11 protein-coding genes are annotated in these 11,616 nt (G+C 72.0%); 7 read left to right on the plus strand and 4 right to left on the minus strand.

Annotated elements, in window-relative coordinates; genetic code table 11:
- The first annotated feature begins 119 nt into the window (after nucleotides 1-119).
- Genes ACIHFE_RS19825 through ACIHFE_RS19845 form a run of 5 tightly spaced genes read left to right on the plus strand, consistent with a single transcriptional unit; the run spans nucleotide 120 to nucleotide 5,361 of the window.
- Nucleotides 120-1,187 (plus strand): phytanoyl-CoA dioxygenase family protein, encoded by a 1,068-nt coding sequence (locus tag ACIHFE_RS19825; protein ID WP_400108285.1) that lies wholly within the window; start codon nucleotides 120-122, stop codon nucleotides 1,185-1,187.
- Nucleotides 1,169-2,497, plus strand: a complete 1,329-nt coding sequence (locus ACIHFE_RS19830; protein WP_400108287.1) for a DUF6271 family protein — start codon at nucleotides 1,169-1,171, stop codon at nucleotides 2,495-2,497. The genes ACIHFE_RS19825 and ACIHFE_RS19830 overlap by 19 nt, the downstream gene beginning before the upstream one ends.
- Nucleotides 2,494-3,678 (plus strand): type III PLP-dependent enzyme, encoded by a 1,185-nt coding sequence (locus ACIHFE_RS19835; protein ID WP_400108289.1) that lies wholly within the window; start codon nucleotides 2,494-2,496, stop codon nucleotides 3,676-3,678. The genes ACIHFE_RS19830 and ACIHFE_RS19835 overlap by 4 nt, the downstream gene beginning before the upstream one ends.
- Entirely contained in the window at nucleotides 3,671-4,198 is a 528-nt protein-coding gene (locus ACIHFE_RS19840) for a GNAT family N-acetyltransferase (RefSeq protein ID WP_400108291.1), read from the plus strand. The genes ACIHFE_RS19835 and ACIHFE_RS19840 overlap by 8 nt, the downstream gene beginning before the upstream one ends.
- Nucleotides 4,198-5,361 (plus strand): MFS transporter, encoded by a 1,164-nt coding sequence (locus ACIHFE_RS19845; protein WP_400108293.1) that lies wholly within the window; start codon nucleotides 4,198-4,200, stop codon nucleotides 5,359-5,361. The genes ACIHFE_RS19840 and ACIHFE_RS19845 overlap by 1 nt, the downstream gene beginning before the upstream one ends.
- Before the next feature lie 85 nt (nucleotides 5,362-5,446).
- Here the strand turns inward: ACIHFE_RS19845 and ACIHFE_RS19850 are convergent, their stop codons facing one another.
- Nucleotides 5,447-5,734 (minus strand): dsRBD fold-containing protein, encoded by a 288-nt coding sequence (locus tag ACIHFE_RS19850; RefSeq protein WP_400108295.1) that lies wholly within the window; start codon nucleotides 5,732-5,734, stop codon nucleotides 5,447-5,449.
- A 132-nt stretch (nucleotides 5,735-5,866) separates the two neighbouring features.
- Here ACIHFE_RS19850 and ACIHFE_RS19855 point away from each other — a divergent pair, with 132 nt between their 5' ends.
- Both ACIHFE_RS19855 and ACIHFE_RS19860 read left to right on the plus strand, forming a co-directional pair.
- The gene (locus ACIHFE_RS19855) at nucleotides 5,867-7,324 is read left to right on the plus strand and encodes an ATP-binding protein (RefSeq protein ID WP_400108296.1); all 1,458 of its coding nucleotides are present in this window, start codon (nucleotides 5,867-5,869) and stop codon (nucleotides 7,322-7,324) included.
- A gap of 52 nt (nucleotides 7,325-7,376) precedes the next feature.
- Nucleotides 7,377-8,228, plus strand: coding sequence for an SAM-dependent methyltransferase (locus ACIHFE_RS19860; protein WP_400108298.1), 852 nt, complete (start codon nucleotides 7,377-7,379; stop codon nucleotides 8,226-8,228).
- 7 nt (nucleotides 8,229-8,235) lie between these two features.
- Here ACIHFE_RS19860 and ACIHFE_RS19865 read toward each other — a convergent pair whose 3' ends face one another.
- The 3 genes from ACIHFE_RS19865 to ACIHFE_RS19875 all read right to left on the minus strand — a co-directional run bounded on the left by ACIHFE_RS19865 (nucleotide 8,236) and on the right by ACIHFE_RS19875 (nucleotide 11,566).
- Complete coding sequence (locus ACIHFE_RS19865) at nucleotides 8,236-8,739, minus strand: hypothetical protein (protein ID WP_400108300.1); 504 nt, start codon at nucleotides 8,737-8,739, stop codon at nucleotides 8,236-8,238.
- 117 nt (nucleotides 8,740-8,856) lie between these two features.
- Complete coding sequence (locus ACIHFE_RS19870) at nucleotides 8,857-9,987, minus strand: VIT1/CCC1 transporter family protein (RefSeq protein ID WP_400108302.1); 1,131 nt, start codon at nucleotides 9,985-9,987, stop codon at nucleotides 8,857-8,859.
- A 70-nt stretch (nucleotides 9,988-10,057) separates the two neighbouring features.
- A complete protein-coding gene (locus ACIHFE_RS19875; RefSeq protein WP_400108304.1) occupies nucleotides 10,058-11,566 on the minus strand; it encodes a glycoside hydrolase family 3 protein in 1,509 nt (502 codons plus the stop codon).
- Nucleotides 11,567-11,616 lie beyond the last annotated feature (50 nt).

The following is an 11,616-nucleotide window of genomic DNA, read 5'->3' on the forward strand; positions in this document are numbered from 1 at the left end:
TTACGCCCGGCGCCGGTGCGCACCCCGGGATGACCTGTTGCCGATTTCACGGCACCCGTGTGGGCCGAAGTCTGCCCGGACCCGGGGTTCAGCAAGGAACCGAGTTGTGGAGCAGTTGTATGCCGCCGACGCCTGACCGTTATCTCCATCGAGCCGCTTCGGACATTCCCTATTTCAGCGCGGACGGCGAGAGCTACCTCGCGCAGACCCCGCTGCGGGACCTGAAGAAGACCCGCCCGCTCAGAGTCCTGTCCGAGGACGACTTCGCCTGCTGGCAGACCTATGGCTATGTGGTGGTGAAGCAGGCGATCCCGGCCGCGGCCGCCCGGCGCCTGCTGGACTTCGCCTGGGAGTTCCAGGGACTTGACCCCGGCCGCCCGGACACCTGGTACCAGGAGCGCGAGTTCCGCTCCGACCTGGACCGTGACCTGTATGTCTACGGCTTTGTGGAGGCGTACCACCACCAGCTGATCTGGGACAGCCGCCAGACCCGCCGGGTCTATGACGCGTTCGTCGACGTCTGGGACTGCGAAGAACTCTGGGTGACCCTGGACCGGCTCAACCTGAACCCGCCGAATGTCCAAAACCGCGACCGGGCCCTCATCGAGCGTACCGAGAAGGGATTCGATATCGAGCTCCACTGGGATGTCGACACCTCGCTGGCGGTGCTGCCGCAGCGCGTCCAGGGAATCATCGCCCTGACCGACACCAGCCCGGAACTCGGCGGATTCCAGTGCTGCCCGGAACTCTTCCGCGACTTCGACCGCTGGAAGCCGGCCCAGCCGGCGGACCGTGACCCGATCCGGCCGCAGATCGACGGGACCCGAATGCCGGTCATCCGGCCGGAACTCGCCGCCGGGGACCTGCTGATTTTCAATGGCCTGCTGGCGCATGGAGTGGCGCCCAACACCTCGGAAAACGGAGTACGGGCCGTCCAGTACCTGTCGATGATGCCGGCGCTGGAATCCCATACGGAATTGCGGCGTTCCCGGGTCGAATCCTGGCGCACCCTCGGCACACCGGACTGGAACGGAACGCTCCTCGGTGACGCCGTGAAACACGAGTCCCTGCGCTACGGCCCGGCCGCACTCAATGAACTGGGCGCCAGGCTGCTCGGATCGACCTCCTGGGCCGAGCGGGACCGGGACCAGCACAACGGGGAAGAGATATGCGCCGAATCTGTCTGACCCTGCCCACCAACCGCCCCTGCCCGGCGACCATCGCGGCCGTCGCGGGCGAAGCGGCCTATGCCGCCGAGCGGTTCGGGGCGGAGGTCCACCTGCTGATCCTGGACTCCTGCCCGGCCGCGGTGTACGCGGAGCACACCGAGGCCATCCGCGGCCTGCCCGACCACCCCCGGATCGTGGTGCACCACCTCGACGAGGCCGCACAGCGGGACTTCCTGCGCCGGGTGATCACCGCCTCCGGTGCCGCCCAACCGGACCGGCTGCTGGAGCTGATGCTGCCGGACCGCCTCTCCTACGGCGCCTGCACCAACCGCGCGTTCCTGATCGCCCGCGCACTGGGCTGCGAGTCCGTCCACCGCAGGGACTCCGACAGCCGCTACCAGAGCGCCGGCGGACGGCCGGTCCACCCCATCCACCATGAACTGCTGTCGCTGGGCCGCCGGGCCGCCGACGCCGCCCGGGACGTCTCGGAGACCGGCCTGGACCCGGCACACCAGAACAAACCGGTGGCCATGGTGGGCAGTTCCTTCATCGGTGAACTCTCCGTCGACATCGAGGAGATCCTCCGGCTCGACCCCGAGGTCTACCACGATGTGGTCGGTCTCTGGGCGCCCATGGACTGGTCCGCCGAGCGCAAACGGCAGCTGGTCGGCGAATCCTTCCGCGGGGCCGGCGCCGAGCCGTTCCGGCGGGACCACTCGGTACTCACCCTGGTCGACCCCATGCGGGTGGACATGTGCAACATCGCCTTCCATGGCGTACAGGAACAGGTGCCGCTACCGCCCGCCACCGACACCATCGGCAGCGACTACTTCCTGATCCACCTGGTCCATGACGCCGCACTGCCGGGCGTGCTGCACAACCGGAACATCGTCAACTACTACACCGGCGAACGCCGGACCGACCCCGGCTTTCTCGCCTACCAGCTGCGGTTCGCCAAGTTCCTGCTGTCCATGCGCTACTTCAATGTCCTCTACGACCGGATGGCCCAGGCCGGCCCGGAACTGCTCGACGAACACGGCCGGGTGCGCGCCGCCGCCATCGCCGGCTTCGCCCGGGAGAGCAGCACGCTCGACCGGACGGAGAACCACCAGCGGCTGGACGTCCTGGACGCCGCCTACCGCCAACTGGGCGGCCGCTACGCGGCCTTCGCCGACCACCTGGCCGCACACCGGGAACGGCTGCTGGACGAAGCACAGCGCGACATCGAGGACTTCGCCCTGCTGACCGAGGCCTGGGAAGCCCTGATGCGGACGGCCGGGCACACCGCGCCGCACCCGTCGCCGCAACGACCGGAGCGGGCACGGTGACCGAGCGCTACACCGCACGTCTGCGCGCCGCGCTGGCGGCCGCCGGCGAGGACCGGATCGTCTATGACCTGGCCGGAATCCAGGACCGCTACCGCGACCTGCGCCGCGAACTGCCCGAGGCCGACATCCGGTTCGCCCTCAAGGCATGCCCGGTGGACGAGGTGATCGCCTGCCTGGTGCGGGTGGGCGCCGGAATCGACGCCGCCAGCCCCCGGGAGATCCGGCAGGCCCTGCGGGCGGGGGCGCCGGCCGGCCGCACCCACTACGGCAACACCGTCAAGTCCGACCGGGACATCGCCGAGGCCCACCGGCTGGGCATCACCGACTTCGCGACCGACAATCTGGAGGATGTGGCGGCCATCGCCGCTCACGCCCCCGGCGCCCGGGTCTTCTGCCGGCTGGCGACCAGGGGCGAGGGAGCCCTGTGGGGCCTTGGCGAGAAGTTCGGCTGCCCGCCCGGACAGGCCGTACAAGTCCTGCTCACCGCACATGACTTGGGGCTCACCCCGGCCGGTCTGTCGGTCCATGTGGGCTCCCAGCAGATGACGGCCGACGCCTGGCGCGCCGCCTTCGAAAGCCTGGCGGATGTGCTGACCACCCTGCACCACCACGGCATATCCCTGGATCACCTCAACCTCGGCGGCGGCCTGCCGGCCCTTGGCTACCTCGACACCCAGGGCACCCCGCTGGACCCGCCACTGGACAAGATCTTCGCCGTGATCCGCGAGGGAATGCTCCAACTGCGCCGCAGCCATGGCGAGAAGCTCCGCTTTGTGATGGAACCGGGCCGCCACCTGGTCGCCGACCACGGCGCCATCCGGGCCCATGTGGCCCGGCTGGCCCGGCGCCCCGGGGCCGACGGCGAACCGCGCTACTGGCTTTATCTGAGCTGCGGCAGGTTCAACGGCCTTTATGAGATGGACTCCCTGCAGTACCCGCTGGAGTTCCCCACCCACCCGGAAGCCGAGTACGTCCCGGCCGTACTGGCCGGTCCCACCTGCGACGGCGATGACGCCCACTCCCGGGAGCACGCCCCCGTCCAGGTGCCCAGGAACCTGGCCTCCGGCGACCCGGTCTGGGTGATGTCCAGCGGCGCCTACGCCACCAGCTATATGACCCAGGGCTTCAACGGCTTCGCCCCGCTGCCCTGCCGCTGGACGGGCGGCGAGCACCATGACTGACCCGGTACGCGTCCGCCCCATCGCCGAAGGCGACTGGGACGGCATCGTGGCCCTGGAATCCGCCGCCTACACCCCCCTCGGCCTGTCCGAAGGGCAGGCCGCGCTGCGCTCCAGGGCGGAGGCCTCGCCCGGCACCTGCTTCGTCCTGGACGTCGGTACCCAGCTGGCCGGCTATCTGCTGGCCCTGCCCTACCCGGCCTTCCAGTACCCCGAGCTGGCCCGGGCGGAGCGGCCCGCCGCCGACTCCCGCAACCTCCATGTGCACGACATCGTGATCGCGCCCGCCCTGCGCCGCAGGGGGATGGCGCAGCGCCTGCTGCACCGCCTGGGCCGGATTGCCGGCGCGCGCGGCTATGAGCGGATCTCCCTGGTCGCCGTCGGCGACAGCCAACGGTTCTGGTCGGCACGGGGGTTCGCCGCCCACCCGGGGATCGTCGACCCCCGGAGCTATGGCGCCAACGCCGTCTATATGTCCCAACGGGTGCCGGCCCTGCCGCCCTTGCCCGCCGAAATGAGCTGATGTGTGTGTTCCGCCTGTATGACCCCTTCCACCGCGGCCAGTTGGCGATCGCCGCGCTGTTCTGCTCGCTCGGCTTCCAGTACGCCACCTGGGCCTCGCGCATCCCCGCCCTCAAGTCGGACCTCGGCCTGACCGCCGCCGAGGTCGGGGTGCTGCTGATGGCGGCCGGCATCGGGGCGACCGCCTCCTTCCCGCTGGTGGCCCTGCTGATGAGACGGCTGGGCTCCGGACGGCTGGCCCTGCTGTCCGCCCTCTGCCTGACCGTGCTGCTCCTGGCCCTGGCCGTCGCCCCCAACTACCCCGTCGCCTTGGGGGTGATGTGTGTCGACGGCGTCTTCGTGGGCTGCCTGAACACCGCGATGAACGCCCAGGGCGCGGCCCTGGAGGCCCGGCATGGGCGCAATGCCATGGCCCGGCTGCACGCCACCTTCAGCGGCGGCTCCCTGCTCGCGGCGCTCCTCGCCTCCGCCATGAACACGGTCACCTCATCGGTGCCGGCCCACTTCGGCGCGGCCGCCGCCGTCCTGCTCCTGCTGGCCGCCGGCGCCCGGACCGGACTGGTCGAGGACGGCCCCGCCGAGGCGGCGCAGGAGAAAAAGAGCCGCACCCGATGGACCCCGCCCTCCCGGGTGACCTGGTGGATGTGCTGCGCCATGGCCCTGGGCACGGTGACCGAGGGGGCCATGAACGACTGGACCAGCCTGTATATGAAGGACGTTGCCAAGGCATCGGCCCAACTGGCGCCGCTGGGCATCGCGGTGGTCTCGGGGATGATGGTGGTCGCCCGCCTCTTCGCGGACCGCTGGCGCGGCCGCTGGGGCGATGGACGGGTGGTCCTGCTGGGAAGCGCGCTGGCCGGCCTGGGCCTGGCCTTCGCGCTGGTGAGCGGGGGAGTGCCGGCCGCCCTGCTCGGCTTCGCCTGCGTCGGCCTGGGCATCGCGGCGGTGACGCCCTGCGTCTATGTGGCCGCCGCCCGGCAGGGTTCGGACGAACTGGCCCTGGTCGCCGCCATGGGCACCACGGGCTTGCTGGCCGGGCCCCCGCTCATCGGCTTTGTGGCCGGCGCCGGCAGTCTGGTGTGGGGGCTGGGGGTGGTGGCCGGCGCCGCGCTGGCGGTATCCCTGTGCAGCATGCGGATCCGCTGGGCGGCGGCGAGCGGCTGATTCTTCCGGGGCTGATCCTTTCGGGCCCGGCCACCGGAGCGGAGTGCTCCGGTGGCCGGGCCCTCCTGCGTGGACTTATGGGCGCCTACAGCGCCCAGCCGTACATCGGCGATGTCCGCGGCTCCGGAGCCGCCCCCATCGCCGCCACATCGCGCTCCGCCGTTCCCAGCAACTGCTCACCCAGGTCGCGCAGCGCCCGACCGGCGGCATACTCGTCGCCGATCGCCGGGACGTCTTTGTCGCCCGGCGCGCGATGAGCCGCGCCATGGCCCCGGAAACATGCCGCGCCGGTGTCCAGGGTCGCGTCGGCCTTGGTGAGCGCGCCGTCCTCGGTCAGGTCCACCCGGACCTTCCACTCCGTTTCGTGCTGCATGGTTCACCCCTCGCGGTCAGGGAATCCGGTCCCTTTTCACCTATTCTGCGCTTCTTGTCTTGTGCGGTGCGCGCGAGGGAGAGGTCTACTGGAAGTCCAGCAGGCTCAACCAGCCGAGGGATGGGAGCGGCGGTGCCGGCGGACCCAGCGAACCTTCCCGACCGGCCGCCCGAGATGTTCGACCGGGAGGCCGAGTGGGACGCCCTGACGCGTTTCGCCGGCGATACCCGCCCCGGCCCTGCCCTGGGCGTGGTCACCGGCCGCCGCAGACAGGGCAAGTCCTTCCTGCTGGAGGCCCTCACCCGGGCCACCGGAGGCTTCTACTACGACGCCCAGGAGATGGTCGAGGCCGAGTCCCTGCGCCGCCTGGCCGACCGGTACGCCCAGTACACCGGCGCCCCGCCGCCGCACTGGGCCCACTGGCAGGACGCCCTGGACGCACTGCTGGCCCTCGGCGAGAGCCGGCCCCTGCCCGTGGTGCTGGACGACTTTCCGCACCTGGTGCGGCAGAGCCCCGCACTGCCCTCGGTGCTGCACCACACCGCACTGCGGCTGGGCGGCGAGCAGTCCGCCAACCGCCTGCGCCTCCTGGTCAGCGGCCCCACCACCACCGTGCTGCACCGGCTCTTCCACGGCCCGGCACCACTGCACGGCATGGTCCGGCTCGAACTGGAGGTCAAGCCCTTCGGCTTCCGCCGCGCCGCCCGCTTCTGGGGCATCGAGGACCCCCGGCTCGCCGTCCAGGTGCACACCGTGGTCGGCGGTACCCCCGCCTACCGGCGGGACTATGTCTGCGACGACGCACCCGCCGGCCCCGGCGACTTCGACGCCTGGGTCTGCCGCACCGCCCTCAATCCCCGGGTACCGCTCTTCTGGGAGTCCCGCCGGCTGCTGGAGGAGGAGACCGACCACGCCGACCGGGTCCTGTGCCACTCGGTCCTGGCCGCCATCGCCACCGGCCGCACCACCCGCGGCGAGATCGCCCAGGCCCTGGCACTGGGCTCGATGCCCGGCGTCAGCCGCGCCCTGGCCCTGCTCCAGGACTGCGGACTGCTGCGCCCGGAGCCCGACGCCTTCCGGCCGGGCCTGAACCACTACGAGATCACCGAGCCGCTGCCGGCCTTCGAACACGCCATTGCCTGGCCCAACCGCTCGGCCCTGGAACAGGAGGACACCGCCATGGTCTGGCAGCGCCTGCGCCCCCTGTTCGACACCGCGCTGGCCGCCCCGCACTTCGCCCGGCTGTGCCGGCGCTGGGCCCTGGACCACGCCGCCCCGGCCACCTTCGGGTCCCGCCCCGACTCGGCCACCTTCGGCGAGGACGCCGATGTGGTACTGCGCGGCACGGTGGACGGCCGCCCCGGAGTGCTGCTCTCGGTGGGCCTCGCCCGCTGGACCGAACCCATGGACACCGAGGACCTGGACCGGCTCCGTCAACTGCTGGACCGGCTCGCCGAACAGGGCGAGGACATCAGCCGGGTCCGGCCCGCCTGCTACGGGGCCGCCGGATTCGGCCCCGGCCTGCGGACCGCCGAAGCGGCCGGCGAGGTGGTCCTGGTTGATCCCGAACGCCTGTACCGAGGTGAATGAGCCCGAGCGAATCCGCGTTTGCCCCGGCCGTGCCCGGTGGAGGTATTGCCCCATGAGCGAGGATGACGCGACACAGGCGGCCGGCGTGGCACGCGACTACTACAACACCCGTGATGTGGACGGCTTCTACGCCACCGTCTGGGGCGGCGAGGACATCCACACCGGTATCTACGCCGGCCATGAGGAGGCCATCGGCCTGGCCTCCCGGCGCACCGTGGAGCGGATCGCCGACCAGGTCGCCGACGCCCTGGGCCCCGGCCGCGGCCTCCTCGACCTGGGCGCCGGCTACGGTGGCGCGGCCCGCTATCTGGCCCGTCGCTTCGGCTGCCGGATCGTGGCGCTCAACATCAGCCCGCTGCAGAACGAACGGCACCGCAAGCTCAACGCCGAACAGGGCTTCGCCGGCCTCATCGACGTGGTCACGGGCTCCTTCAATGACATTCCGGCAGCCGACGGCCGGTTCGACGTGGTCTGGTCCCAGGAGGCCCTCTGTCACAGCGGCGACCGGGCCCTGACCCTCGCCGAGGCGGTACGCGTTCTCGCCCCCGGCGGCCGGCTGGCCTTCACCGACCTGATGGCGGCCGACGGCGCCCGCCCCGACGCCCTGCGCCCGCTGTGCGACCGCCTCAACGTCAAGGACCTGGCCACCGCCGCCTTCTACCGCGAGCGGCTCACCGCCCTCGGCCTCACCGGCGTACGCTTCGAGGACCTCAGCGAGCATCTGCCGGTCCACTACCAGCGCCTGGCCGAGGAAGTCGAGCGCCATGGGCCGGAATTGACCGAGGTCATCAGCGAGGAATACCTCAACGGCCTGCGCGAGAACCTCCCGTTGTGCGTCAGGGCCTGCCGGGAGGGGCTGCTCTCCTGGGGCATCTTCCACGCCCGCAAGCGCCAGGCCGTATGACCGGGACTCAGCGGCCGGCCTGAACCCGGTGCGCGCCGCGCAGCACTCCCGGCATCGCCCGCCGGTGCTCCATGGACATCACCGGCCAGAGCCGGGACGCCATCGGGTGGTTGTAATGGATGACCGTGGCCACCGACGTATGCCGGTCATCGACATGGAAGACCAGATGCGCGGTCAACAGCCAGGAATCGGCCTGGACCCGGAGCCAGTCAGGGCCGCGCTCGGCGATCCGCCACCCGCCCACATGGTCCGGTGACGTCCCCCAGCCGAGCCGCAGCCCGAGCAGTACCCGCCAGACGAACTGCGCCTTGAGGCCCTGGGCTTCCTCGATCGCGGCGCGTGCCCACCGCTCGGGGGACGCGGAGGTGACGCCACTGGTGGTGACGGTGAACAGGTCGAGGTAGTCGGACTCGGCGATGATGCCGAGCGCGCGGATCGCCTCGGGGATCAGGTGCTGCCGGCGGACGGTCGGTACTAAGTGCGCGGCCGGTGCCGCCTGTTCGGGCTTCATGGACCACAACTCCCTTGGCAGGAACGGAGAAACGGAGAAGGTGAGCGCTCCATCGCAAACTAACATGCGTGCATGCATGTATGGAATATCGTCTCGGCGGAGGTCAGGACATGGAGGTCAGGACACGGAGGTGCCGATCAGGCGGCCGACGCCAAAGGTGACCGCCGCCGCCAGCGCCCCGACGAGCACCTGGCGGGCCGCCGAGCGCAGGGGCGGGCGGCCGTTGAGGACGCCGATGCCGGCCCCCACGGTGGCCAGGGCGAGGACGAACAGGGACACGGCGGCGGCGAAGGCGGCCGTGCCGGAGGTGATGAGGTACGGGAGGATCACCACCAGGGCGCCCAGCGCGAAGGTGAGCATGCTGGAGGCGGCGGCCGACCAAGGGGAGCCCAGCGCATTGGGGTCCAGGCCCAGTTCCTCGCGGGCCAGGGTGTCCAGGGCCACCGTCCGGTCGGCCATGATGGTGTCGGCGACCCGCGTGGCCTCCTGTTCGCTGAGCCCCTTCGCGCGGTAGAGCAGCACCAGCTCCTGGCGCTCGGACTCCGGGTCCTCCTCCAGCTCCTGGCTCTCCAGGCCGATCTCCCGCTCGTACATCTCCCGCTGCCCGGACATGGAGACATACTCGCCCGCCGCCATGGAGAACGCCCCGGCCAGCAGGCCCGCCGTCCCGGCCAGCACAATGGCGGTACGCGAGGAGCCGGAACCGGCGATGCCCATGACCAGGGCGGTGTTGGACACCAGCCCGTCGCTGACCCCGAAGACCGCGGCCCGCAGCGCACCCGAGCGGTCGCCCCGGTGCCAGGGCTCATCGCGGGTGATGCCCGCCCGGGGGTTGCCCTCGGTGAGGCGGGACAGGGTACGGGCGTGTCCGCGCTCCTCGTCCGCCATCCCGGGCGCGGCGTCCGGTTCGGCGTCATAGGTGCCGGCGTCGGCCCGCTCCGACCGTTCCACCAGCGGCAGCACCGCCGCCGTGGACCAGTGGTCCGCCACCCGGCCCAGCAGCCGGGCGCGCAGCGGCACCGCGCCCGGTGCCGGGACCTCCGCTCCGGCGGCCCGTAGCTTGCCCTCCCAGTGCGCGGCATGGCGGCGTTCCACGGCGGCCAGTTCCCGCAGCACCTCCCGGCGTTCGCCGGTTTCCGCCCGGGCCAGCCGCTCGTACAGCGCCGCCGCCGCACGCTCGTCGCGCAGCAGCTCCCGCCAGCGGCGCAGCCGGGCCGCGGTGGGCTGTTCACCGGTGGGGTCCGGCATGGTTCTCGCTCCTCGCCGTCGGCCCCCGTTCCGACGGTAGCGGGGCGCCCCCCGAGGGGCGAGGCGCGGCTCAGGCCGGCGCTCCCGCCAGGAGCTCCGCCGCGGCCTGGCCCGAGACCCGGGTCGCGCCATGGGTGGCCAGGTAGACCGCGGCGGGCAGCGGGGTGCCGGGGACGCCCATTTCGACGACCACCGCGTCCGGACGGTCGCGCAGCAGCCGTTCGGCGGCCCGGGACATCCAGGCATGGCGGGCGGCGTCGCGGACCACGATGACCAGCGGCCGCCCGGCCGCCGGGGCCAGGGCGTCCTCGCGCAGGGTTTGTTCGCCCAGGTCGGGGTGGGTGAGGCGGACCGAGGTGGTGCCGGGGCGCAGGTCCCGCAGCGGGGCCGCCACGCCCCAGGGGGTCTGCCGGTCGATGGCCAGGGTGGAGGTGGGCACCAGCTCCACCACATGGGGGTCGGCGGTGAGCGGGAGGGCCGTGCCGGGGCGGGAGATGACCTGGACGGCCCGGCGGGCGGCGACCAGGCCGATCCCGGTGGTGGCGGGGCCGGTGGCGGCCGCCTGCCGCAGTTGCCGGGACCAGGCGGCGAACTCGGCCACCCGGGCGGCGGCCCGGGCCAGCCGCTCCTCGGGCAGCGAGCCGTCCATGACGGCCCGGGCCAGGGCGGAAGCCAGGAGCTCGGTGGTGGACTCCTTGGCGCTCTCGCCGCCGACGCACACCGCGTCGGCGCCCCCGGCCACCGCCCGTACCGTGGCCCCGTCGATGCCATAGCGGCCGGAGACCGCGCTCATCTCGATGCCGTCGGTGACCACCAGGCCGTCGAAGCCGAGCTCGCCGCGCAGCAGCTCGTCCAGGACCCGCCGGCTGAGGGTGGCCGGGAGGTCCGCGTCAAGGGCGGGCACCAGCAGGTGGCCGGTCATCACCACCCGTACGCCCGCCTTCATGGCGGCGGTGAAGGGCGGCAGCGCGGTGGCGGCCAGTTCCTCCAGGGAGGCGGTGACCCGGGGAAGGCCGTGGTGGGAGTCCACGGCGGTGTCCCCGTGGCCGGGGAAGTGCTTGGCGCAGGCGGCGACCCCGGCGGACTGCAGACCCCGTACCCAGGCGGCGGTGTGCCGGGACACCAGGCCGGTGGTGGCGCCGAAGGAGCGCACCCCGATCACCGGGTTGAGCGGATTGGAGTTGACGTCGACGCTGGGCGCGTAGTCCAGGGTGACGCCCGCCGCGCGCAGTTCACGGCCGATGTCCTGGGCGACGGACTCGGTGAGGGCCGTGTCGTCCACCGCGCCCAGGGCGAGGTTGCCGGGCCGGGAGGCGCCGGTCCAGGCCTCCAGCCTGGTGACATCGCCGGCCTCCTCGTCGATGGCCACGATCAGGTCGGGGTTCTCCGCGCGCAGCGACGCGGTGAGGCGGGCGACCTGTTCGGGACCGGCGATATTGCGGCCGAAGAGGACCACCGCGGCCAGTCCCTCGCCGATCCGGCGGCGTACCCAGTCCGGGGCCTCGGTGCCCTCGAAGCCCGGTTGCAGAACCGCGTTGCTCAGCCTGGTGAGTTCCTCGCTGTGACCGCTGGCCAGCATGACTGGTTACCTCCGGTGGGGTGGGAGCGGGGGAGCCGAGCAGGTCAAGT

This window comes from Streptomyces sp. NPDC052396 (assembly GCF_044593195.1).
In the GTDB taxonomy this organism is placed as follows: Bacteria; Actinomycetota; Actinomycetes; order Streptomycetales; family Streptomycetaceae; genus Streptomyces.

Coding starts and splice junctions, on each gene's coding strand:
- ACIHFE_RS19825 (WP_400108285.1), top strand. CDS start 120: ATGCCGCCGACGCCTGACCGTTATCTCCATCGAGCCGCTTCGGACATT.
- ACIHFE_RS19830 (WP_400108287.1), top strand. CDS start 1,169: ATGCGCCGAATCTGTCTGACCCTGCCCACCAACCGCCCCTGCCCGGCG.
- ACIHFE_RS19840 (WP_400108291.1), top strand. CDS start 3,671: ATGACTGACCCGGTACGCGTCCGCCCCATCGCCGAAGGCGACTGGGAC.
- ACIHFE_RS19845 (WP_400108293.1), top strand. CDS start 4,198: ATGTGTGTGTTCCGCCTGTATGACCCCTTCCACCGCGGCCAGTTGGCG.
- ACIHFE_RS19850 (WP_400108295.1), bottom strand. CDS start 5,734: ATGCAGCACGAAACGGAGTGGAAGGTCCGGGTGGACCTGACCGAGGAC.
- ACIHFE_RS19860 (WP_400108298.1), top strand. CDS start 7,377: ATGAGCGAGGATGACGCGACACAGGCGGCCGGCGTGGCACGCGACTAC.
- ACIHFE_RS19865 (WP_400108300.1), bottom strand. CDS start 8,739: ATGAAGCCCGAACAGGCGGCACCGGCCGCGCACTTAGTACCGACCGTC.
- ACIHFE_RS19870 (WP_400108302.1), bottom strand. CDS start 9,987: ATGCCGGACCCCACCGGTGAACAGCCCACCGCGGCCCGGCTGCGCCGC.
- ACIHFE_RS19875 (WP_400108304.1), bottom strand. CDS start 11,566: ATGCTGGCCAGCGGTCACAGCGAGGAACTCACCAGGCTGAGCAACGCG.